This is a genomic window from Paenibacillus sp. FSL R5-0766 (assembly GCF_037971845.1).
Lineage (GTDB): Bacteria > Bacillota > Bacilli > Paenibacillales > Paenibacillaceae > Paenibacillus.
The window spans coordinates 1,869,044-1,892,070 of sequence record NZ_CP150227.1 but is presented as its reverse complement, the minus strand read 5'-3'; the positions used below and the strand labels follow the sequence as shown (position 1 = coordinate 1,892,070).

At 47.1% G+C, this 23,027-nt stretch carries 28 protein-coding genes; 5 read left to right on the top strand and 23 right to left on the bottom strand.

The features are described from left to right. Positions 1 to 27: 27 nt before the first annotated feature. From MKY66_RS08660 to MKY66_RS08650, 3 genes are all read right to left on the bottom strand, one after another. The gene (locus MKY66_RS08660) at positions 28 to 513 is read right to left on the bottom strand and encodes a GNAT family N-acetyltransferase (RefSeq protein WP_076209233.1); all 486 of its coding nucleotides are present in this window, start codon (positions 511 to 513) and stop codon (positions 28 to 30) included. Positions 514 to 872: 359 nt separating this feature from the next. Continuing rightward, positions 873 to 1,382, bottom strand: a complete 510-nt coding sequence (locus tag MKY66_RS08655; protein ID WP_076209234.1) for an 8-oxo-dGTP diphosphatase — start codon at positions 1,380 to 1,382, stop codon at positions 873 to 875. 238 nt (positions 1,383 to 1,620) lie between these two features. Then, the gene (locus MKY66_RS08650) at positions 1,621 to 2,409 is read right to left on the bottom strand and encodes a DUF3891 family protein (RefSeq protein ID WP_076209235.1); all 789 of its coding nucleotides are present in this window, start codon (positions 2,407 to 2,409) and stop codon (positions 1,621 to 1,623) included. A gap of 192 nt (positions 2,410 to 2,601) precedes the next feature. On the opposite strand from MKY66_RS08650, the gene coaA reads away from it, so the two are divergent. Together coaA and MKY66_RS08640 are read left to right on the top strand one after the other, a co-directional pair. Next, on the top strand, positions 2,602 to 3,531 hold the full coding sequence (gene coaA, locus MKY66_RS08645) for a type I pantothenate kinase (protein WP_036610217.1): 930 nt from the start codon (positions 2,602 to 2,604) through the stop codon (positions 3,529 to 3,531). 64 nt (positions 3,532 to 3,595) lie between these two features. Then, positions 3,596 to 3,958, top strand: a complete 363-nt coding sequence (locus MKY66_RS08640; RefSeq protein WP_076209236.1) for a DUF423 domain-containing protein — start codon at positions 3,596 to 3,598, stop codon at positions 3,956 to 3,958. Positions 3,959 to 4,030: 72 nt separating this feature from the next. Here MKY66_RS08640 and MKY66_RS08635 read toward each other — a convergent pair whose 3' ends face one another. From MKY66_RS08635 to MKY66_RS08550, 18 genes are all read right to left on the bottom strand, one after another. Further along, the gene (locus tag MKY66_RS08635) at positions 4,031 to 4,582 is read right to left on the bottom strand and encodes a histidine phosphatase family protein (RefSeq protein WP_076209237.1); all 552 of its coding nucleotides are present in this window, start codon (positions 4,580 to 4,582) and stop codon (positions 4,031 to 4,033) included. 24 nt (positions 4,583 to 4,606) lie between these two features. After that, positions 4,607 to 5,389, bottom strand: a complete 783-nt coding sequence (gene murI / locus MKY66_RS08630) for a glutamate racemase (protein ID WP_076209238.1) — start codon at positions 5,387 to 5,389, stop codon at positions 4,607 to 4,609. 247 nt (positions 5,390 to 5,636) lie between these two features. Continuing rightward, positions 5,637 to 6,023, bottom strand: a complete 387-nt coding sequence (locus MKY66_RS08625) for a hypothetical protein (RefSeq protein WP_076209239.1) — start codon at positions 6,021 to 6,023, stop codon at positions 5,637 to 5,639. A gap of 67 nt (positions 6,024 to 6,090) precedes the next feature. Further along, entirely contained in the window at positions 6,091 to 6,561 is a 471-nt protein-coding gene (locus tag MKY66_RS08620) for a GNAT family N-acetyltransferase (protein WP_076209240.1), read from the bottom strand. Then, positions 6,561 to 7,250, bottom strand: coding sequence for a GNAT family N-acetyltransferase (locus MKY66_RS08615; RefSeq protein ID WP_339807121.1), 690 nt, complete (start codon positions 7,248 to 7,250; stop codon positions 6,561 to 6,563). Before MKY66_RS08615 ends, MKY66_RS08620 begins: the two co-directional genes overlap by 1 nt. A gap of 29 nt (positions 7,251 to 7,279) precedes the next feature. Continuing rightward, a complete protein-coding gene (locus tag MKY66_RS08610) occupies positions 7,280 to 7,675 on the bottom strand; it encodes a hypothetical protein (RefSeq protein WP_339807120.1) in 396 nt (131 codons plus the stop codon). Between the two features lie 65 nt (positions 7,676 to 7,740). Further along, on the bottom strand, positions 7,741 to 8,625 hold the full coding sequence (locus MKY66_RS08605) for a serine/threonine-protein kinase (protein ID WP_076209243.1): 885 nt from the start codon (positions 8,623 to 8,625) through the stop codon (positions 7,741 to 7,743). Next, positions 8,609 to 9,202, bottom strand: a complete 594-nt coding sequence (locus MKY66_RS08600; RefSeq protein ID WP_076209244.1) for a GNAT family N-acetyltransferase — start codon at positions 9,200 to 9,202, stop codon at positions 8,609 to 8,611. The genes MKY66_RS08605 and MKY66_RS08600 overlap by 17 nt, the downstream gene beginning before the upstream one ends. After that, entirely contained in the window at positions 9,199 to 9,780 is a 582-nt protein-coding gene (locus MKY66_RS08595; RefSeq protein ID WP_036669691.1) for a DJ-1/PfpI family protein, read from the bottom strand. The genes MKY66_RS08600 and MKY66_RS08595 overlap by 4 nt, the downstream gene beginning before the upstream one ends. A 16-nt stretch (positions 9,781 to 9,796) precedes the next feature. Continuing rightward, on the bottom strand, positions 9,797 to 9,973 hold the full coding sequence (locus MKY66_RS08590; RefSeq protein WP_179088474.1) for a hypothetical protein: 177 nt from the start codon (positions 9,971 to 9,973) through the stop codon (positions 9,797 to 9,799). Positions 9,974 to 9,993: 20 nt separating this feature from the next. Then, positions 9,994 to 10,914, bottom strand: coding sequence for an SDR family oxidoreductase (locus MKY66_RS08585; protein WP_256704117.1), 921 nt, complete (start codon positions 10,912 to 10,914; stop codon positions 9,994 to 9,996). Positions 10,915 to 10,983: 69 nt separating this feature from the next. Further along, positions 10,984 to 12,312, bottom strand: coding sequence for a F390 synthetase-related protein (locus MKY66_RS08580; protein ID WP_076209245.1), 1,329 nt, complete (start codon positions 12,310 to 12,312; stop codon positions 10,984 to 10,986). Then, positions 12,309 to 13,169, bottom strand: a complete 861-nt coding sequence (locus tag MKY66_RS08575) for an MBL fold metallo-hydrolase (protein WP_076209246.1) — start codon at positions 13,167 to 13,169, stop codon at positions 12,309 to 12,311. Before MKY66_RS08575 ends, MKY66_RS08580 begins: the two co-directional genes overlap by 4 nt. Further along, the gene (locus tag MKY66_RS08570) at positions 13,163 to 14,158 is read right to left on the bottom strand and encodes an NAD-dependent epimerase/dehydratase family protein (RefSeq protein WP_076209247.1); all 996 of its coding nucleotides are present in this window, start codon (positions 14,156 to 14,158) and stop codon (positions 13,163 to 13,165) included. The genes MKY66_RS08575 and MKY66_RS08570 overlap by 7 nt, the downstream gene beginning before the upstream one ends. After that, positions 14,155 to 15,447, bottom strand: a complete 1,293-nt coding sequence (locus tag MKY66_RS08565; protein ID WP_083656927.1) for an ATP-grasp domain-containing protein — start codon at positions 15,445 to 15,447, stop codon at positions 14,155 to 14,157. The genes MKY66_RS08570 and MKY66_RS08565 overlap by 4 nt, the downstream gene beginning before the upstream one ends. Then, positions 15,437 to 16,438: a beta-ketoacyl-ACP synthase III gene (locus tag MKY66_RS08560; protein ID WP_076209248.1), complete on the bottom strand. Its 1,002-nt coding sequence runs from the start codon at positions 16,436 to 16,438 to the stop codon at positions 15,437 to 15,439. Before MKY66_RS08560 ends, MKY66_RS08565 begins: the two co-directional genes overlap by 11 nt. A 281-nt stretch (positions 16,439 to 16,719) precedes the next feature. After that, complete coding sequence (locus tag MKY66_RS08555; RefSeq protein WP_076209249.1) at positions 16,720 to 17,610, bottom strand: TIGR01777 family oxidoreductase; 891 nt, start codon at positions 17,608 to 17,610, stop codon at positions 16,720 to 16,722. A 117-nt stretch (positions 17,611 to 17,727) separates the two neighbouring features. Then, entirely contained in the window at positions 17,728 to 18,249 is a 522-nt protein-coding gene (locus tag MKY66_RS08550; protein ID WP_076209250.1) for a hypothetical protein, read from the bottom strand. A gap of 168 nt (positions 18,250 to 18,417) precedes the next feature. On the opposite strand from MKY66_RS08550, the gene MKY66_RS08545 reads away from it, so the two are divergent. Continuing rightward, complete coding sequence (locus MKY66_RS08545; RefSeq protein ID WP_076209251.1) at positions 18,418 to 18,792, top strand: BlaI/MecI/CopY family transcriptional regulator; 375 nt, start codon at positions 18,418 to 18,420, stop codon at positions 18,790 to 18,792. A gap of 6 nt (positions 18,793 to 18,798) precedes the next feature. Beyond that, positions 18,799 to 20,166 carry a M56 family metallopeptidase gene (locus MKY66_RS08540; RefSeq protein ID WP_256704118.1) on the top strand — a complete coding sequence of 456 codons (1,368 nt, stop codon included), beginning with the start codon at positions 18,799 to 18,801 and terminating at the stop codon, positions 20,164 to 20,166. Between the two features lie 93 nt (positions 20,167 to 20,259). On the opposite strand, the gene MKY66_RS08535 is transcribed toward MKY66_RS08540, so the two are convergent. Both MKY66_RS08535 and MKY66_RS08530 read right to left on the bottom strand, forming a co-directional pair. Further along, positions 20,260 to 20,994, bottom strand: coding sequence for a YdcF family protein (locus tag MKY66_RS08535; protein WP_083656928.1), 735 nt, complete (start codon positions 20,992 to 20,994; stop codon positions 20,260 to 20,262). 393 nt (positions 20,995 to 21,387) lie between these two features. Further along, positions 21,388 to 22,233 (bottom strand): AraC family transcriptional regulator, encoded by an 846-nt coding sequence (locus tag MKY66_RS08530; protein WP_076209253.1) that lies wholly within the window; start codon positions 22,231 to 22,233, stop codon positions 21,388 to 21,390. Positions 22,234 to 22,467: 234 nt separating this feature from the next. Between MKY66_RS08530 and MKY66_RS08525 the strand changes: the two genes are divergently transcribed. After that, entirely contained in the window at positions 22,468 to 22,998 is a 531-nt protein-coding gene (locus tag MKY66_RS08525) for a TetR/AcrR family transcriptional regulator (RefSeq protein WP_076209254.1), read from the top strand. The last annotated feature ends 29 nt before the right edge of the window (positions 22,999 to 23,027 follow it).

Genomic DNA, 23,027 nt, shown 5'->3' with positions numbered 1-23,027 from the left:
AGCAATTTTCACCTCAGCAAATACTTCCTATTTCTTTTCATCCTCTGTAACAGCATCCAGATCTATGGCCATACGGATCATATCCACACAGCGGATACCGTCCTCTATAATCTCTTCCTCATAATGCCTCACAAAGAAGTCACGATCAACCCCGATAATGCGAAAACCGCAACGTTGGTATAACTTCAATTGATGAAAGCTGGAGTTGCCCGTCCCGATCTCGAGAATCCGGCAGCCCAATCTACGTGCAGCTTCCATCGCTTCCTTAATCATGTGTTTGCCTACGCCTTGTCCCTGCAGTTCTTCCTGTACGGCAATATTAACAATCTCCGCAGTCTCTGGACGAGTCTTCAACAATACGAACTCCCCAACCATCTCTCCTTCATACTCGGCAATAAAACAAACACCCCGACTCAGGTACTCATCCACAATTGCCTTTGAAGGATCAGCCATCAATAAAAGTTCGTAGGGTCTCTCTTCTTCCCAGTCCAAAATCCGGAACGACAATTTCATGCCAATCTCCACCTTTTCATCGTACAATATTCATTTACGTTCTGTTTGCAGAAGCCTATGTATGGCAAATCCACAAATATATCATTCTTCATTTCAACAAACTAGTTTACTCAATCTATTAATCACACACTATTACCCACAGACTAGTCATCTCCTATAAAAATAGTAAACTTCATTATATCATAATATTTGGATATAAATATATAGATATGGATGATACATTTTGAGGCATTCTTTTTATCCTAACCCAAGCTTAAATGCTCATGGATTAATTTCCATTCCCCATCAAGCGTCGCCGCAATGTATTCTTCCAGGGCATGCTGGTATCCCATGATTTTTCCTCCTTCTGACGGTTTAACTTATTTGGTCCCACTCTGTTCAAGTACCGAATCGCTATACATCATAAATGTCTCTTGCAGTGTACGTCCGGATGACTTCTCCCAGATCACACTCCGCTCAAAAGTACCTTTTTGAAAAAAACGCGGGAAACGTTCAGCAAACCAATCCTGCATAGGCAGCTCAAAAACCCGCTTCATAGGCACCCATAACAGTTCGCCTTCGGGCGGATCTTGCAATAACTGACCCTCGAATGAAGTCGCCAAATAGTTAAATACCATGTACCGCAATCCTTGTTCGGGATCACAAAACTCATCAAGCCCTTTATACGTAATCTCATTGACTACTAGCCCCGTCTCCTCCAGAACCTCCCGCACGGCACCATCCACGATACTCTCCGGAAAGTCTACCTTCCCCCCAGGAGCGATGTATCCCGGAAATCCTTTGCGATCCGGCCGATTCATTAACAACACCTGATCATTCATTTTGTCCCATACCATACACATCGTTAAAATCTCTATTCTAGTATCCATATTCGTCCTCCTGCTAACATGCGCTTCTCTGCTGTACACTAACATTTCTGGGAATAACCTGTGTTTTCCTTCTTTATTCCCACTCTGATTCATTCGTATTTTCACCGGTCTCACAGTATAGTCTATGATGATATATATGCATGCGAAAGGCGGACGCCCTGTACACCTGTACATCAGAAGCCCGCCTGTTTTGTGATATTCTATGCTGCTCTTTCCTCAAGCCTGGAGTTGCCAGTTCTCATTTCAATTCCGTAATCAACACCCGGCGTTCCTTCCATTCAGCCCGGCGATAAGCCTGTTGCATACCAAATTTGCGGATACTTGCCTTTGGTACCGATTTATATGGTAAAACGATCGTAAAGTCCTCATCAAACGGAAAAAAAGACAGACCTACCTTTTCATTAGATAACCACTCTGCCTGAATCGGCTGTCTGGAACAGGCATCAAACGTACAACTGAGCCCTTCTGCAAAAAAATCATAACGCGCAGCAGGTGTTCCAGGTTCCTCCATACATAGAAACAGACTGAGCTGATCACAGAAAAGCATAATCTCCACATCACTTTGCAGCCTCTGTTTCAGTGCTTCAGCATTACCACCAAGCTGTTTCTCCCAATCCAGCTGACGTTCGTGTTCTTGTTGCAGATAATCTCGAATGTCATCATCATCCTGAGCATTGGCCCCCAGATTTTTCTGAAATAGCTCCGTGTACATCAAGCTACACAATAATCCGGCGTAGAGGTTTTTCTGACGAACTTCTTCAATCCCTTTATGGTAGAATACAAAACGCGGACGTAATGGAAAGTCACGAAACGAATACGGCGATTGACTGTAATCATTCCAGAACGGAGATGAATCCAGTTCAATCCAGCCACGGTCATGTTCTTTGGCCGCTAGAATCAATTCATCCCGATGCGCAGCATCGGCTAATAATTCATTTTTCCAGTGAGAAGCCATCTCTCCGGCTACTAATCCATGCTCATGCTGTGCGGTCAAAACAAAATCATGCTCTCTCTCATATACGATCATGTGCTGTCACCCTTCCGCATGGTATACGTTGACTTTAACATAAATTGGGTTAAACTTTCCTATAAGTTGTATTTCGCTCCATTTTGACGAAAGGCATTATGAAGTGCACAATGTAAAGGTGTTGTCAGTTTGCTGAAATTTGATACACTAGGTTGTGTCCACAATTATATTACATACAGAAAGCGGGATCTCATGAATTTATACTCTCCTTACATCGAGTTTAACCGCAAGGAATGGGCTGAACTTAAAGAACATCAGACCACTCTTCCACTGACGGAAGCCGAATTAGAACAGTTAAAGGGATTGAATGAAGAGGTATCGATTCAAGAAGTCGAAGATATATATTTGCCTCTTACCCACTTTATTGACCTATATGCAAGAGTTTCACGAGAGCTGAATCAACTAACGGCCTCCTTTATGAAAAAAGAAGCCCTCCCCACCCCCTACATCATTGGAATCGGGGGAAGTGTTGCCGTGGGCAAAAGTACAGCAGCCCGCTTGCTACAGGCACTGCTCGCCAGAGGTAAGAATAGCCCGAAGGTTGACCTTGTCACAACCGACGGTTTCTTATATCCCAATGCGGTGCTGCAAGAGAAGGGCATCATGAACCGCAAGGGATTCCCGGAAAGTTATGATATCAAATCCCTGATTCAGTTCATGGGTGATGTGAAATCAGGCAAGCCCGAAGTGAAAGCACCCGTCTACTCTCACCTCGCCTACGATGTCATTCAAGGGGAAGAGAAGCAGATCTGTCAACCGGATATTCTCATTATTGAAGGTATCAATGTACTTCAGATCAAAAAGGAAACGCCTTTGCTGGTTAGTGATTTCTTCGATTTTTCCATCTACATTGATGCGGAAGAAGAGCATATACGACACTGGTACGTTGAGCGTTTCAAGCTACTCCGCAATACAGCGTTCCAGAACACGGATTCCTTTTTCCATCAACGATTCGCCAATATCGATGAAGAAGAAACCGTGCGTACGGCCAACCAGATCTGGCAAGATATCAATGCCAAAAACCTGCATGAAAACATTTTGCCAACCAAAGGGCGTGCCAGACTGATTCTGAAAAAGGAAGCCGATCACTCCATTGGGCAGATTCAATTGCGCAAACTGTAGACAACACTCGTGCAGTACACTTTGATGTTATATCTAATTACCCTTAAAAGGAGAGAAAAACACATTGCAAACCCTGATTATACTCGGCAGTATTATGATGTTCCTGGCTGTTGCTTTGGGTGCTTTTGGCGCACACGCGCTCAAGCGTAAACTATCCGCTGACATGATCAAAATCTATGAAACCGGTGTTCAATATCACCTCATCCACGGACTTGGCATCATCCTGATCGGACTGCTGGCAGACGGTCTTGAATCCTCTTCACTCGTCATGCTTGCCGGGTGGCTGATGTTCGCCGGAATCATCCTGTTCTCTGGCAGCCTGTACGTTTTAAGTGTAACGGGTGTTCGCAAATTGGGAGCCGTTACCCCACTTGGCGGAGTCGCATTTTTGGCTGGATGGGTTATGATCATGATTGCCGCATTGTAAATATGCCCCGCGGATAAACGAAAAGAGTGTTCTGGCCGATATGAATAATCGCTGGAGCACTCTTTTTCCTGTTCAATCAGTCCATATTCTGCGAATGGTGAGCAGTCCTGTATCTGGTCGTTGTCTCTCCAGCACATACACATCCGGGTTAGACAGTTTGGTCCACTCTTCATAACCAAAGGATGGTTCATACTCACGAATAAGCAGTGATAACAAGTTCCCATGTGTAACCGCGGCCCCGTGCTGCTCTGGTCTGCTCCACAACTCTTCCAGTAGTGCAAGCCCCCTTGCAGCCGCGTTTCTAGAAGATTCCCCGCCTTCTTCCACCCAATCCACATCATCATATGTACGTTTCAGTACATCCATCCAGTTAGGCAGATCAAGAGAGCTAAGTATCCTCTCCTGGAGACGTTCATCCGTATGTATATGTTGCAGCGTTGCTATACCCAGTGGCATAGCCGTCTGAACGGCCCTTTTCCATGGACTGGAGACAATATACGATATGGAATGATGAGCCAAGATATCTGCAAGTTTTTCAGCCTGCCTGATCCCTTCATCTGTAAGCTCTGCACGGGGTTCCTGCCCTGTGGCCTTGGCGTGACGGATAAGATAAATGGACTGCATAGCTATCACCTCCTATGGTGTAACCTACTTGGTGTTCATCTCAAGATATTGAAGTGCACTGTACATCTTCTCCTGCTCTTCCGGTCGGCCTGATGAACTGAGGAAAGTGACCTGTTCCCCTGTTCTGTCTCCATGTTGAGCCACCAGTCCAAGCCGCTGCTTCAGATGGTTCACCGTACCTGTACTGCCATCAATAATCTGTATATGATCGGGCAGAACCGTGCGCAGAATGGACGTATAGAATGGATAATGCGTGCAACCAAGCACCACTGTGCCATACCCATGAAGATCGAGATCTGCCAGCTTGAACCGGAAATAATCAGCGATTTTGCCCGGATCAAAATCCAGCTGTTCACACCACTCCACAAGTTCCGGCAGCGCAATGGAATCCACACTGTGGTGATCATCAACACGTGATACCAGTTCGTTATACTTGGTTTGGCTCAAGGTGAGGGCCGTAGCAAATACAAGCACTCTCTTTCCACTATCACGATTCATCTCCACGGCCGGTTTCACAGCAGGCTCCATGCCAATGATCGGGATATCGTACTTGGCGCGCAGATCCTTCACAGCCAGACTTGTTGCTGTATTACAAGCAATCACGATTGCCTGGACATCCTCCTGAACGATAGCTTCCACACAATCAAAAATATGTCCTCTAACCTCATCCGCAGATTTGGTTCCATAAGGGACATGCAAGGTATCCGCATAATACAAGAATTTTTCTTCCGGAAACTGTTGTAATGCCTGATGCAAAACGGTTAAACCACCGATGCCTGAATCAAAAAAAGCAATTTTCTTAGTCAAGGATTTCACCTCTATAATGTATTCTTTCGGGTTCCAAGAACCTCTCAATGCTGCTCATGCTGACTGGAGGTGAGGTTTGTACATCCGGCTCATCACACACTACAGTGCTTGACGACTTGCGGGAACCATTCCGGTTACGGATCGTTCTTCTGATCGCTGACTAAGCCGAACGCTATCGCTTCTTCAGAATCGATTCCGCCCCCTCCATTACTTCCGCTAAGTCAGGTACTATAGAGAAGATAAGCCATTATTCTACGCTCATTTTATACTGTCTGAGCCAGTCCTTGCCACTATGCCACGCCTCTACAGGGTTAAGCTCTCCGAGCATTTCAGTACTTGCCTGAGCCATGATCCATTCCTTGAGACCATTATCCGGACTGGATTCGAGCTGCTGTAGCAGGAAAGGCAGTCCTGCCTCCGCCGTATTCAAGATGTCGTCGTAAGCCTCCCGGTTACCAGCAATATAATCATTCGGATTGCTACTGGTCAGGAGGACAGGGTCGCTAACCATCTGCTGCAACTTGCTTTCAATGGTTGCTGATAATGCTTGGTCTTCTGTCCAAGTCGAACATGCTGCTACCGTCAATGCTGTGCATACGGATAACAAACCCAGAATCAGTCTTCTGCGATTCACTATACCACTCCTTTCAACAACGAGTTAACTCAACAGATTCAGCTTTCATGCTCAAGCCCCCGGCCAACTACAGAACAAGTTCCCATTGTTCTTCGGTAAGCTCCTGACCTGACAACATCTGCTTGCGGACTTCCTTCACTTCAAAGCCCACAGATTGATATAATCTACGCGCGCCGATCAAAGACTCATTGGTCCACAGGATCACGGATGTGTAGTCCTTTTCTTTTGCAAAAAGAATGGCCTGTTCGATAAGCTTCACGCCCCATCCTGCACCACGTGCTTCCGGTTCGATCAGAAACCAGCGAAGTTGAGCCGTATTTTCATTCACCTGAGTAAGTCCTATGGAGCTGGAAGCTGTCTGATCTAACTCAACAATCCATAACATCTCCCTCGAATGATTGCCTTTAAGTCCAAACGAATTCACCGCATGGGTGATAAATTCAGCAAAGCTATGATCATAATTATACTCGTTTCGATAGATTCGGATATGTGCTTCAATGACATACTGCAGATCCTTTTGTACGAAAGTGCGGATCATCAGACATCACAGTCCTTCCTCAAATCCACAGTTGTGATACTGAAATCCACACCGAACTGGATTAATCCGAGTTTACGGGCAACATGCTGTGAAGCGAGATTATCCCAAGATGTACTGTAGATTGGCATGCATCCACGCTCCTTGACATAATACTGCCAGCACTTTACCGTTTCCGCTGCATATCCATGTCCTCTATAACCGGGTGTCGTATACAGGCTCGCCTCTGCACCATGAAGGGAAACCCTTGCAGAGCAGCACACTGCCACAGCAGAATCACCAATAACATAAGCGGCAACAGGGCTTTTTTCATGCAAGTGATCTGTTAGTTCAGGGAAATGCTCTGCCAACAAATAACGCTGCTCCTGACCAATCAACTGAACCTTCTGATTCCACTCGTGAGATATCTCAGGAAAAGCATAGGCGGGTCCCATCCACACACGGTTAACCGGCTCAAAGGTTTCCACCTTCCGAATCAGTTTCGGAATATCCAATGGAAGCTCGCAATCCTTACTCAACTCATCCATTAGATCCGGCGGTAACTGCTCATGGTAATAGATCAGTGAACCGGCAGAAGTCATGCCGATAAAAAGGGCTGGAGCCTGCCCACCACCCTGCTCGTTAATGCTTAATAGACGCTGCTGCTCATTGATTGTATATAAAGTATTGGCTTGTATTTTCAACATTTCCATAGGCGACAGGTTCGATTTCGGAACCATAACTATGAAGTTAACCTTTGCAATAATCGTTTGCCTTCACTGGCTTTACCAGCTTCCTGCTGCTCCAGAAAATCGGATAATTCACGTAAATCAGCCGGGCGATATCCAGCCCCGCACCCGCAATTATGATAGGTAAAGCCATGACGATACAGCATCATCACTTTGGTCCATTGTTTGGTATCATTTTGCTTCGGAGCCTGGAAATCCTGTCCCATGCTAACCATAGATGTGGCACATTGCGGGCACTTATATTCAAGTTGTGCCACCACCTCAGGGCTCAGGTCATGTCTGGAAACTTGTTTAAATGATTTGCGACAGTTGAAACAGGCATAGATGTCCTTGTATGGTCCTGACATGGCATATCTGCACATCATCTGCACCTCCTCATTAATTTCCATTATACGGGATTTTCAGTGCGGATACGACTTGATTTTGCATATTTGCGAAAATTCCGCCCATTCACTCATTGACCTTGCAAAGCAGTTTTTTTCCATGCCTCACCGAGTTCCGCAATCGTTGCGTACCGCTGGGACCGCTCGTCGCTCACTGCACGTATCACAACCTGATACAACGCTTCTCCAGCATCCCATCTGGCATAGGAACGATCTTTCTCCCCGCCAAGCAACGCAAACGCCGTTGCCCCCATATTGAATACATTGGTAACCGCATCTATGGGTGCGCCTAGCTCAAACTCTTCGGGTGACATAAAGCGGGAAGATCCCCACATACGCCCCATGGTATTGGTAAAAGAGCCCTTCCGATACAAATCGATATCACAAATTTTCATAAAGTTTCTGTCAAAATCATAGATCAGACTGCCATCATACAAATCAACAGCCACATAACCTCTCCGTTCCACCTCGATATGAAAATTCAGAATCTGCTCCATCGCTCGAATGCGTGTCTGCACCGAAAGCTGTCTGAACCGATGGTATGGCGAACGCGGATCTTCATATTTAGCAGGAGGCGGGAAATACCAGTGGGAGTGCAGACACTCCCCATCCACCCAATCGAATACACAGGCATACCCCTCATCCGTTGCAAAATGATCCGTTAGTCGAATCAACGTGTCATGTGCCAGATCCTCGTAGACGGAAACAGATGATTTCAGATTACGAATGGCTTCCGGGGAACTTCCCGTATGATTCGCATGAATCGTATGCGCTCCCGCATATTTAATGAACAATCGCTTTCCATCCTTTTGCACAATACCGAAGGAGAGATTCCCTGAATCCTGCTGATCGAATACGCGAAAGACCGTACCCAATGGCTGTAACCAATCGAAAGAATGAGACTCTTTTAAAACAAAGGAAATACCATCGATCTCAAGTTCAACTTGATCTGTCATCTCGGACTCCTCCTGTGCTGGTATCTTCATTCAATGTTGAATGCTCCGTATAAAAGTAATGCATATGCGCCTCATCATATCCCTGACCGTTGACTTCCAATGCGTTACGCTCGATGCCATAAACTTCAAATCCATATCTCTCGTATAAACTTCGGGCTGATTCATTGGTTGTCACTACACTCAGATTAATCTGCTTGATACCTTCCAGATGTCTTCCCCGATCCAGCACCTCGCGGAGCAAACGTGAAGCCAGCCCACTTCCCCGATATGGCGGAGCTACATAGACGCCCCAGATCATACCTTTGTGCCTGAGCTTTAGGCCATGTTCCCTTTTGAAACCCATCATTCCCGCCAAGGTTCCTTCTTCTGTGTATGCTCCCAGAATATAATCATCCGGTTCATTATGTATGCGCTCCTGCACTTCACTCATGGGGAGTTGAATGGACAACTCAAACGAAGCCCCGAAGGCTTCAGGATGTGTTTTCAGTGCTTCCAGTCGCAAAGGCCAGTAAATGTCTGCTTCATCCCGCTGAATATTGCGAATGGCATAGGTCTCTTGCTTTCGGCCTGCATTCATTCTTCGACCACTCCCTGCATCTCATAAGGATAATCGATCTGAAGTTTTACATTCGCTGCCGCTTCCTGTCCTGCAAGCAACCCAACAACATAAATCCCCAGATCAATGGACGTGGCTACTCCACCGGCAGTAATTACATTTCCATCTTTTACAATCCGCTTCTGAATCACCTCAGTGACATATGGCTCAAGCAAATTATATGCACGGGGATGTGTTGTTGCTTTTTTGCCAGATAAAAAACCAGCTGCACCCAGCAGCAGAGAGCCTGTGCACACCGAAACCTTCAAAGGCACAGACTCAGCCTGTTTCAGCCAACCTACAAAGGCCTCGTCATATCGAAGCTTGCGCGTTCCCATGCCCCCAGGGATAAACACGAGATCATATTCCGACAGGTCAGGCTTCACCCGATCCACCTTCAACGTTAGACCAGACTCATCCGTGACCTGATCTGTCATGGCACAGGTTTCCCACGTCGTTCCTTTGGTAGGTTCAAAGAAATTCAACCGATTGATCACATCATAAAACCCTGCAAAATCAAGAAAAGTCAGTCCATCAAACAAAACGAATGCAATTTTCATTGGTAACCTCCGCGTTTTAATTTGGAGCATCCTGATTAAGTTTCTGATTCCGATCCCGTTCCATTGCTTCCTTCACCCGGTCACGCGCTGGCAGCTTGCTATTGATATGAAAGAGCAGACCCACAATCACAAGAAGTAAAATAATGACGATGAATTCGAATATGGCTAACCCTCCCATTCGCAAACTGTACAATTTTGGCTCCTACCAAATCTCTATTTTAAACCACGGGCGATGATCCACTCCAGCCACTTCCAGGGTAGCAGTGCTTTACCTATGATGAGCACACGCGAACCTTTTCCGAGCGCATATCGAAGTCTTGGTGCACGCATCCGTGCAATTCGGCCGATCAGATCAGCTACCTCCTGTGGATCAGGTGCCGTCTCGCTCGCATGTTTGGAATAACGAAGAACCGCGTCCAGCTTATGCTTATACGGAGAGTCCTCGCTCCGGTGAATCTCACCCAAACCTTTATTCCAGATCGGTGTGCGATAAGAGCCAGGCTCAACTAATACCACCCGAACACCAAAAGAAGACATCTCATGCCGCAAACTTTCCGTGAATCCTTCCACAGCGAATTTGGAGGCAGCATAGGGCGCATATCCTGGGAAACCGGACAACCCACTGACGCTGGACAAATTTATAATTAACCCCTGCTTCTGTTCACGCATCACAGGCAGGACCGCACGTGTCACAGCGATTAATCCAAATAGATTCGTTTCCATCTGGCGCCGCCAATCCTCCATCGACACTTCCTCAATGAACCCGCCAACCGCAAATCCTGCATTGTTCACCAGCATGTCTATTCGGCCATTATGAAGAAGTACGGACCCCACAGCTTCCTGCACTGATTCAGCATCAGTCACGTCCAGTTGCACATATTGCAAACGTTCGGTTATCCCCGCCTGTTCAGCCAGTTTCACCAATTCTTTTCTTCGACTCAGATCACGCATTGTAGCAACAACAAGATATCCCTGCTTGGCAAGGGTGATTGCGGTGAGCATACCGAAGCCGCTGGATGTGCCTGTAATTAAGGCCACCGGAGCGTTAATTCCTTCCTTCGTCTTTTTCACTACATCAGAACCTGCATTAATCCGTCCCTGTCCGGCTTCTGTTAAGTTTTCCTCTACTGTCACGGTGTGTCCTTCTTTCCTCGGTAAATTACTTACTTCCCGTTCCTACCTATACCGCACGGCACCTACTGCTTAATCCGCCACTCCATTATGCCGTCTCTCCACCCTGCGCAGCTTCGTAAGTCCCGGTTCAAACGTATACGGTACAAATCTGATCTCAGGTAAGGTGCATTCAAGCCGCTCTCCCAGCTTCATCAGTTCCAGCAGTACATTGGTCTCAACCTGAGCCATCACTGCGTTCCCCCCAAGTCGAAGGGATACCTCCATTGTTCCGTCCCCTTGCTGCACCACACGATAATGTTCAATATCCGGCGAAGCCGCAATGACCGAACGGGTAACGAAATCCGGAAAGACCGGTACCGCCTCACCCGTATGCATGTTTGAAAAATAAAGCGTGTCATCACAGCGGCCTTCAATCCGCTCAATGGCAGTAAACGGGGAACCACAGGCACATGGCAGCGCGGCCTCGGTCAGAATATCATTCAGCCGATACCGGATTATCGGCTGTGATGTTCTGGAGAAGTCCGTAATAATGGGCACGAACCGTCGGGTGGCGGGATCAATGAACTCTTTTTCAATATGCACGATATCTTCATTCAAATGCAGTGTGCCATAACGACAGGTTGCACCCAGGAACCCTTCTGTACACTGATATACTTGATGAACGGTCTGTCCGAAGATCTTCTCCAACACCTTGCGATCCAGGGGGTCCAGCACCTCGGCAACAGAGATGATTTTATCCGGTACAGCAGTCAGATAGCCTGCCACATAGGCATCCGCCAACAGACGCAGCATGGATGGAGGAGCCACCCACACGGTAGGTTGGTAGGTTTCCAGCCGCTTAACCAAGGTCTCCACACGTTCCAGCAGATCAAAATACTGAAATTGCAATTTGCCACGCTGCACCGATTCATACAGATTACTGTTGGCTCGCAGGAAAAATGCAATCTTGGCAGGTTTCCACAGTCCACCGGGCAGCAACTTAGCCAGCACTTTGCCCGTCCACGCATCCTGCTCCCGATCACTTACCAGAAATATTCCCCGGTTCCCTGACGTACCCGAAGACAATCCAACGGTCACGCCTTGAATGGAAGGTTTGAAATCACGCGTTTCTTCACTTTCACCTGCAAGAGCCAGCGCTTCAACTTTGGTAATGCCCACCGTGTTCAGTGTATCGAAATGTTCCATCATGATTGATTTGTCAATCAAAGGAAAGCTTCTCCAGTCGGTTGCGTCCACGCCACCCCACCACTTCCGGTAAAACGGAGATCGGGCACGGATCTGATGAACATGCCGAATAATCCGGCGCTCTTGCCAGCGCTCAAGTTGTTCTCGTGTTTTCCATGTTCGCAGCCCACGTGCGAGTGCATAATGAACTACAATGCGAAAGGTATTACTCATCGTTTCTGCCCTCCTGTGCCCCAAGCGTCCAGTACATCTCGACAATGGCTCGGCACAATTCGAATGTGGGGAAACTGCTGATACAGCTGAACCAGCTTGTCAAAATTACGGTGGTATTCCTGTCGATTCGACATAATAATACCCGCAAGCGCATGAGGTCTGCGTTGTTCACGAAAAGCCCGACTCGACCACACCGCGTCCGCGCAGAGAAAATAGTCATGTTCTTCGGTACGCAACAGAAGTCCCATCATGCCTTCCGCATGACCGGATACATCCACCCCCAGCAGACTGCCATCACCAAAGATGTCATAGACCTCATCAAAAGGGAAAGCTTCCCCCGCTCTCGTCCATCGCTCAGGCTCACACGTAACAGGCCATGATCTGGCCATAAAATCCTCGGGCAACAACCCGGCAAGAAAGCCTGCTTTTACAGCCGCAATCGGACCAAGTGAGCGCACAGCATCATAGGCCCTTGGCAGATAGATAAATTGTGCCTCCGGGAAATCTCGTACACCCGCGATATGATCGCCGTGAAAATGCGAGAGGATGATATACCGAATATCCGAAGCTTTCAGTCCAATTCGAGCCAAAAAATGAACGGCACTATCCTCCTCGCGATAGACCACAGGTGTAATATGACGATACAGTGCGTTAGGCAAATGAGCCGTTTCCTTGAAAAAGCGGGAACTATATCCCGTATCCAGCAGGATCGGTCCATGTACGGGATGAATGATGCAGGCAAATCCTGCCGGGAAAGGTACTGGACTCAATCGACCACCACGCAGCGTCAGAAACTCCGGATGTGTACAGTAACCCGCCGCACCCAAATATAGTTCCACCGGAGTTGTTGTCAGCATGATTCAGCCCTCCACCAGTCTGCAAATTGTTGCAATCCCTCTTCAATGGACACCCGAGGGATGTATCCCAATTGCTCCCGTGCATCCGTAATATCCAACGTCTGTGGGATGGATAAGGATCCGACTGTATACCGTGTCAACGGAGGTTCACCCAACGCAGGAATATAGCCATGAACTCGCTCCAGCAACGCTGCCACACCATATGCCATCCGATAAGGAATGTTTCGACGACGCAAGGGCATATCCAGCATGCCAAACAGGCTGCTCACCAACTCACTGAACGCCCTTGGATCGCCATTGGAGATATTGTAGGCTCTACCAAGTGCTTCTGTAGAGGCATCGCGGCACAATAATAAGGCATCCACCACATTATCCACACAGGTCAGATCGATTAATGCCTGTCCATCACCGATCATGGGCACGCCCGATTTCGCGTTTGCTGCGACAATTCTGGGAAATAACGTCTGATCATACGGACCAAAGATGGCTCGCGGTCGAATGATGATCGACGGAAGCCCCTTCGCATGCCCCTCCATTACAACCTGCTCAGCGAGAAGCTTCGTGGCTGCATAATGATTGGCTGGTTTGGATGGCAACGGGTCATTCTCATGTACGTTATATCGTGGTATGTAGTTAAAATATATACTTGGAGTCGAGACATGTATGAATCGCTGTACTTTATTATGCAGGCATACATCAATGAGGTTTTGTGTGCCTTCTACATTACTGCTATAAAAGTCACGATATTTACCCCATGGCGATGATAGTGCCGCACAGTGAAACACCATATCCTGCCCCGCACACCCTTCGTTTACTACTGCCTCATTCCGTATATCTCCATTGAGGAATCGGACTCCTGCCGACTCAAGTTCTGCACCAACCTTTGGCTGTCGGCCCATGCCAGTGACTTCCCATCCCTCTTGGGCAAGCCGTATCGCGAGATGCCTGCCCAGACATCCCGTAGCTCCTGTAACCAATGCTCTATTCATTGTTGTTCACCGTTCCATTCTATGTCATGAGTCAAAGCTTCAGTCAGCGAGCACTTCTGCGATTTTGCCAGACGCCATGCGGCTAGCACCACTCCGAATTGTTCAAATACAGGCTGGATATCCTGCCCTACATAGACCACATCCCTGGTTCCACGCCACGCAGCTATCCATGCACGGAGCTTCCCTTTGCCAAAGATCTGCTGTACTCCGCTTCCTAACATGGGAAGCATGAGCATGGCTTTGCTGCCCCGTGCGGGCGTGATCATTTTTCTTTCTTTTACCAACGTCTCCGGTTCAGTTAGTGCACGCACCAAGTCATCTCCGGGGTGAAATAGATGAATCCCACTCGTTGCCCTCGGATTACACTCAATTGCGTATACCTGCCCATCCGGACCTTCTATAAAATCAAACCCAATCTGCCCACTAAAACCCGTTGCCTCAACAAATTGTCTCACCCACGCAAGGGCACCTTCATGTTCCACCTGTTCAAAAAAAACACTGGCTCCCACGCTTCCTGTACGATAGCGACTGTCGTAAGTGGCATGTGCAACCAGTTGCCCTTCATGCGCTATGCTGTAAGTACATAACATCTGACCAGGAATGTAGGCCTGTGCAACCCAAGGTGAAGCAACGGATAATTCCCCTTCTTCCGGAGGGTCGTTACGAAAATGTCGACGTTTCTTTTCGCTTACGTTTCCTTCCTGATCCGTCCCTACCCCAGCGTCATCGGTCATGAGTATTGGCATGCGAACTTTGGCTGCAAAGCGGGAATACACCGGCTTCCATACCCAATCTCCTAGTTTTCCCAGAACAGACTGAGCTTCCATCCATTCCTGCCGACTGTGGATCAGGCGTGTATCCGGAACCGAAAGACCGAGTGAGCCTGCAAGCTGGATAAAATCATATTTATGATGCAGCTCATACAGCTGCTCCAGAGTTGTAACCAGAACACGGCAATATACACGCAGTCTGTCTGCCCCTTGAGCAACATAAAAGACTTCTTCACACATCGGAATCAACAGGTCGATCTGCCAATCCTGTGCCAACCCTTCCAGCTCTGCCAGATACGCACGTGTGTTATGACGCGGCGATGGGACCACAGCGCACTGTTCCACTGCACGAGATGATCTGGTCAGATGCCGTACGGCACTCTCCGCGACATAGACCCGATGGCCTGCCCGATGAAGCATGCGTGCCAGATCCAGCGTTACGGGAGCCCTTCCGCCTGTAAGCAACACACGGAGAGAAGCAGCTGTACGATGTCTGGTTTCCCCAGATCTAGTAGTCAAAAATGAGTCCTCCCAATGATAATCCGGCAGCTGTGCCAATCATCAACACCCGATCTCCACGCTGAATACGCTGTTGTCTAATCGCTTCATGCAGACCCATCGGGATCGATGCCGCAATCGTATTGCCGTGATTTCGTGTGATGTCCATAAACCGATCTTCAGCAATGTCAAGCTTCTTGCGAATCAGTCTCATCGCCATGGCACTTCCCTGATGGGGAATGACCAATTGGAAATCCGCCATTCGATTCCCGGTTGCCTGCAGCATTTCGCTGATGAATCCAGGCAGAAGTCTGGAAGCCATGCGGAAGATCGCCTGTCCATCCATATGAAATAGGTAGGGCTCAGGTTGATCTGCCTTATAATTCGAAGCATGCAGCCGTGTACCTCCACCTGCAATCTCCGAGAAGCGAGCACCTCGGCTGTAGGTTTGAAGGGAAGCATGTACAATCTGCGACGATGATCCTTCAGGCGAACGTTCAATAATAACAGCGGCCGCGCCATCTCCGAACAGGGCCGCACTCTCTTTATCTGACCAATTCAGTCCGGCTGAGGCAATCTCGGTGGCTACGAGCAGTACTCGCCGGTAACGTCCAGCATCTACCATATAGGAGATCACATCGAGTCCGTTCAGGAAACTCAGGCAGGTTGCATCCATATCAAAAGCAGGTACGCCTGAATCTTGCTGCCCCATGGCCTGCTGGATAAATACCGCCGTACTTGGCAACGGTTGTTCCTTCGTGCCACTGGTACACACCAGACAGTCGATATCACTGAATTGTAATCCTGCATCCGCCAGTGCAGCTTCCGCAGCCCGTGCGCCCATGAAAGAGGAGGTTTCTTCACCCGAAGCATAATGACGTACACCTACGCCTGTAGCTTTGCTAACCCAGCCCGTAGGCACGTCCAAGCGGCGATCCAGTTCCTCATCGGTAACTTCCTGTTCAGGCAGGTACTTCCCTGTTCCTGCGATCCTTACTCTTCTAAGTTGCATTTCCCCAACCTCTTTCTGTTCATCTGACTGATTAATATAAGTTCAGCTAATTGTATTTACACAGACACTGCGATGACAGAACAACTTTCCGATCGCTGTTATCCCCAGATTTTTTTGATTCCCTTCTTAAAAAGGGAAAATCCGGGGATAAAGGCGACCGCTTCGCTTCTTCAAGTTTTTTCTGCCCTCTCCGTTATCGTGTAAATGTTTAGTTGAACATATATAATAAAGGGCAGATGCCTCTGCCCTCCCTGTTGTGTTTTATTATTTATACTGTGCTGTTACTTCTTCTTATTCAAAATCTCGGCAAGTGCGGCATCTAGTGTACCGTATGTGAACGTGAATCCTTCCCTCTCCATTCGCTCTGGAATGACCCAACGGCTTTTGAGAACCAGTTCCGTCTCGGTCTGAATAAAACGTGCGCCAAGTTCAAGCATCCAGCGAGGAGAAGGCAGTCCAATCCGAACACCCATCTGTTCTCTCAGACGCGCCATTAACTCCCGATTCGTCACCGGATGCGGAGAGGACGCATTGAACACACCATTCAAGTGTGGATGCTCTTGCAGATAAATTACCATGCGGAAGAGATCCTCGATATGAATCCAGCTGAACTGCTGTGTTCCTGCGCCTTGAGATCCTCCCAGTCCAAAACGAACCAGATTTGTCATTGGCACTATCACGCCACCCTCGCCCAGCACAATCGCGATCCGCAGTGCAATCTGTCGCGTAGACGGCAGACTGAATTCAAAGAAAGCCTGTTCCCATGCCTTGGCAACGTCGACCGAGAAGCCAGAGCCAATCTCGCCCTCTTTTTCCGTCATGGGACGATCTTCAGCATCTCTGTATATGGTTGCTGTACTCGAATTAATCCATAGTTCAGGAGGATGATTACAAGCCAGGACGGCTTCCCCGAGAATGCGCGTTGTACGGGTTCTGGATTCCAGAATGACTTTGCGATTCTCCTCTGTATAACGGCAGTTCACCGATTTACCTGCCAGGTTAATCAACATTTCTGCTTCTTCCAGTGCCCCTATAATTCCTGCACGATCCTCCCAGGCAATATGACCGGGCTGACGCGAGATAATTAACACCTCATACCCCAGCTTTCTGAACCTTTGGGCAAAATCCTGTCCGACAAATCCCGTTCCACCAGCTAATACAACCTTCTTCACGGTATCTCCTCATTTCCCATACTGGGTAAAGAATTCGTAAGGTATAGATTGGAATGTTTCTATGCATGCAAAATGCAGATATTAGATTAAACACCGCCGGTGACCCGTTAGTTTGATTTATTTCGCACCCAGGGAGGCGTACAAGCGATCCCGCTCGTCGATAGCCCATGCGTTTGCAGGGTTTTGTTCCAGCTGATATCGGAGCTCATCATAAAAATCATGGATCATGAATCCGTCCGGCAAGTTCCCTAGCATCGCTGTGAAGTTGTACTCAGGCAGTGTTCTCTTTCCTTCACTGATCTGCTTCAACCAATTCATCCAATTTGCAAGAGTAAGCACTTCCTCCTGCCATAACTCAGCCTGTAACCCAAGCGCATCCTGAAGTTGCTCGTACGCCAATGGATCGGCGAAAACGCGGCAGGCCTGAACAGCCAGTTCATACAACTCGGTTACTGCACGACGTACCTCATGCTCAAGTTCGACCTCCAAGCCTCCCATGTAATCCTGAACCTGAATGCTCTGTCCATCATCGTATAATAAAGGTGCCTGAGCCAACAGGCGTACAATCTCTTCCATCTCGTGCATTGAAACTCGCTTCTGCTCATAGAGAGCAGGTAATTGATATGCTGTAATGATCATTCACTCCTACATCGTTCTTTTATATAATGACCTATATTATAACATGGTTTGGCAAGCATCTATCAGGATAACTTGACTATCCACTACAAGTTGTAGTAGTTTATACATACTACGTAGTGTAGTAATACGATCGTTATGGACGCATAACGATGTTAAGGAGTGTTCACTGTGAACCAGATTCAAAAATTATCCGAAACAGAAATGGAGTTAATGGTTGTTATATGGTCATGCGATCCACCCGTCACTTCGACAGAACTATTAGACATATTTGCTGAGAAGGGGAAAGCGTGGAAAGCGCAGACCATGTCTACCTTTCTGTCACGGTTGGTGGATAAAGGCGCTCTTACCGTTACGAGACGTGGACGGACCAATGATTATGTACCTCTTCTACAGCCCGAAGATTACAAACTACAGGAAACGCAACATGTTCTTGATGGACTCTACCAAGGTTCAGTTAAAAATTTGGTTTCGGCCATGTATGACGGTGACAAGCTTTCAGACGATGACATTTCAGAACTGAAAAAATGGCTTTCGGAAAAGTAGGTGCAGATGATGAACATCTTTTTTGAAATTCTGTACAGCCTGACCGTGGCGGGAAGTATCGTTTCTGTTTGTATTTTGGCACTACGACTTATACCCGTATCTGTTTTTCCGACCAAGTGGCTCTACAGACTCGGTAAACTGGCTCTCTTGTTTTATCTGTTCCCGGTATCTCTTGGCCTTTCATGGCTTTTGGATATTGCATTCCAAACGACATCAACTATACCGGGTACGGAGAATGCAGCAGCTTCGGGCGCACTTGCAGGAACGTTTATCCCGGAACAAACCATTTCGGTAACCACAGCCTGGTTCTTGTTATGCGTATGGGGCATTGGAGTCATCAGTTTTTCTGCATGGCAGGTGTACTGTTATCGGAGATTTCTGAATGAATTATCTCGTACACGTACGCCAGTCCTCTGTCATAGTGAGGCAGCTATACAGCTACCATTAATCAAAGAGGCTTTGGGTCTCAAACGCAATATCACTCTTGCTCACAGCACGCTAGTACGAAGCCCTATACTGGTTGGCTTGTTTAAACCAACGATATATCTGCCACCCGAAAATACGGTGAAAATGGACATCAGCATGGTAATTCATCATGAGTTGGTACATCTGAAACATCAAGATCTGTGGGTCAAGGCTGTGACCTTGGGCGTTAGTGCCCTGCACTGGTTCAATCCCCTGATTCATATGATTCGCCGGGACATTCATACCTGGAGCGAGTTGGCTTGTGATGAAGATGTCGTGAAAGAGATGTCCCATGAAGAGCGGAGACGATATGGTGAGACGATTTTAAATGTGATGGCGGGAACCAAGAAAATGCCTGCTCAATTTTGTTCGTCCCTATCGGGTGAAGGCAAACAATTAAAAAGGAGATTGATGATTATGTTTAATGTAAAGAAACTGAAAAAGAAACATTGGATGATAAGTATGGGAGCCCTCCTGCTTATTACAGGCGTAAGTACGTCCACCGCCGTATGGGCATCAAACCATACGGTTAAAGTGGAGGCTGAGGCTTCTGAAACTGTGCCTGTTCCTTCTACTGATGGATCTTCTGAAATCGTAGCTTCTCCCAACAAGGCCCGAATTTCCGAAGCTGTAACTGCGCCTTCCACTTCCGAAACTCCTGAAATCGTGGCTCTCCCTGAGGATGAAGTTTCCGAAGCTGTGCCAGTTCCGTCTGCTACTGTACCGTCTGCTACTGTACCTTCTACTACTAAACCTTCTGAGGCTAAAGTTGTAGAATCAGCCACTGTTCCTTTTACGGGTGAATCTCCTGAAATCGTTGCCGTTCCTTCGAATACCCAATCCCCCGAAATGGTAGCTCACCCTGGGGATAAGGTTTCAGTAACTGTACCTGCTCCTTCAGAGAAATAACCTATACATTAAGGAGCAATAACATCCTTATATGCAAACAGGACGAAGCATAGATCTCCAGCTTCGTCCTGTTTTCGTTTCCTGTCATGTGCATTAGATAAATGTTTTGATCGTAGCAAAATATTCACGGATCATGTTGACGGGTTTCAGATAACCCGGTGACGGGGCCGATATGCCATATTCTGCCGCATAACCGTTCTTGGCAGCGATATACTTGGAGCGGAACATATGATAGTCACTGGTGACAATCATGATCTCGGGGTGCTCTAACCCGGATTCAAGAATGATTTTTTTGGAAAAGGCCAAATTCTCCTGTGTACTTGTGGAGCGATCTTCCATAATGACTTGGGCGGGGTTGATCCCCTGTTCAATCAGATAGTTTTTCATGGCGAGCGCTTCGGGAATTGATTCTCCAGGTCCCTGCCCACCTGATACAATGACCGGTGTCTGAGGGTGGCTGCGAATGTAGTCCAAACTTGCATCTAACCTTTGTTTTAGGGTCAATGACAATTCCGTTCCACGGATGCCTGAACCCAGAATAATGACATAGTCCGCTTGTTCCGGATCATTCGCACCAAGCTGTGTGAATACAAGGGCTTCGATAATGACAAAAGAGACGGCAACCACGCCAAATCCGGTAAGGATAATCCGTTTCAGAATAACATGCTTCTGATAGTCAATCCGTCTTAGAACGATAAAAGCCACCGTGATCATTCCGAAAAACATGACTGGGAATCTTTGGCCCCAGAAGGCCAGGAACGCCACAAAACATGCCAACAGGACAAGATCAATGATCAGTCCATTTTTGTGTAAGAACTTTTTTATCAAATCCGTAGACACTCCTTCTTGTACCCGCTATTCCGCAAATCACTTATTATTCAATAATTACGAATATATCCTGCACCTATGTAACTTTGAGGTAAATGGAGACTACGAACTCTCCGCAGATCGTGCATTAATTGCTCGTGTTTGATGATCGTCTGAATGAATGGGTTCTCATATAACATATCTGCCTCCTGCGGTTTACCTCATTGTCCTCTTATAGCTGCTAACCTTCATTCCAATATATCATGTTTACCTGGCTGCAATAAAATGAACAACGCTTGAACTTCCTCTGTACACCTTCGAATCTCTGACTAATCACGACCAAATAACCCATAAACAGCTTCGGTTATCCGAATGTTTATGGGCGACAATGATCGAGTTTGAAACGGTTAAAATTTATTTAATTGGTATCCAAATTTGTGGCGGTTGATTGGGGCCCGGGTATACTTCCAGCTCCGGCATATATGCGTGCTCATAAGGGTTGGATGGAAACCATTCCGAAATAATCTGTTTCCATAGAAGCTGCATACTCTCCGGCATCGGGCCTTCTACTTCAAATACACTCCATTTGGAAGCAGGCATGGTGAAGCTTGATAATCCTTCCGGTACTTCACCATCGTAAGTTGTAGCGATCCAGTATTGCATCTGTTTTTCCTGAATTTCGCTCTGATCCACAACGACACCGAGTAAACCTGGAATATCCCCATTGTTCAGTTCAAATAAACGATCCTCTGTACCACTCGTCCACGCTTCCCGCCACATCTTCCCGATGCCTTGCAGATGTTCTTGATCTGCATAGGAGAAAGTTTGCTCTACTCCGACCAACGTAAATTCGGGATGTTCAACGATTTTATATTTCATCGGCTCTGCTCCTTTTAGACTCACTTGAATCACCAGACGATTATACGATTGGACAGTGTTACTATTCTTTCGAGCCTCACTGGGTGCGATCCCATGTTGTCTGCGAAATGCTTTGGAGAAAGATTCCGGTGTGTCGTAACCGTATTTAAACGCCAGATCAATGATTTTGTGATCACTTTGCAGAAGCTCATGTGCCGCCAGTGTCAATCGTCTGCGTTTTATGTACTCAGCTACAGTAACATCAGTTAATAAGGCAAAGGTACGTTGAAAGTGAAAAGGAGAGATATGGGCCTGCGCTGCAATCTGCTCCATCGTCATATTTTCGAGCAAGTGGTCTTCCATATATTGAATAGCGACCTGTAATGCGTTGATCCAGTTCATGTAATAATCACTCCTTGATGTCTAATATAACGGATAAACCACCCAACAACCTGTCATGTTGTGCTTTCATATGTCCGGTTAATGTGCAAAGACGTTGTTCATATAACGCCCTACCCAGGCTTTGAACTAACCAAAGACAAGGAAGTCACAAAATTTGACAATGTAAACGATATATTATAGCCTACGAATATAATGATCGTTCTATCTTATTTTGAAGGGAGAGTATCACTGATCATGAGCAGCAAAAAAGAAATGCTTTTAAACGTGGCTGAAGAATTGTTCTACCTTCACGGTTTCCATTCCATCGGTTTAAAGCGGATTATCACGGATGCCGGGATTGCGATTATGACGCTATACAATCATTTTGAGTCGAAGGATGATCTCATCGTCCAGGTGCTCCTGCGGCGCGAACAGCGTTATTTAGAACAACTCCGGCAATATGCAGACAATAAAGCACAACCCATGTTCCTCAATCTGGCTGAAGGACATGCAACTTGGCTGAAGGAACACGAATCAAGAGGGTGCTTATTTCTACGCGCCAAAGAAGAATTCGGAGGTCATACAGATCATATCATCGTCCAAACAGTGAATGCGCATAAAAGACATATGCGAACGTTAATCCAAACATTGGCGCCTGCTGCAAGTGTTCGAGATCTATTGCAATTCTCCCTGCTACTGGAGGGTTCCACGGCACTTGCTGAGACAGAAAATGTAAATGACGTCTGCCGTGAACTGATCCATATGACGCAAACCAGTTTCAATTAAAGCTATTCCGGGTGAGTTAATATTTCAAC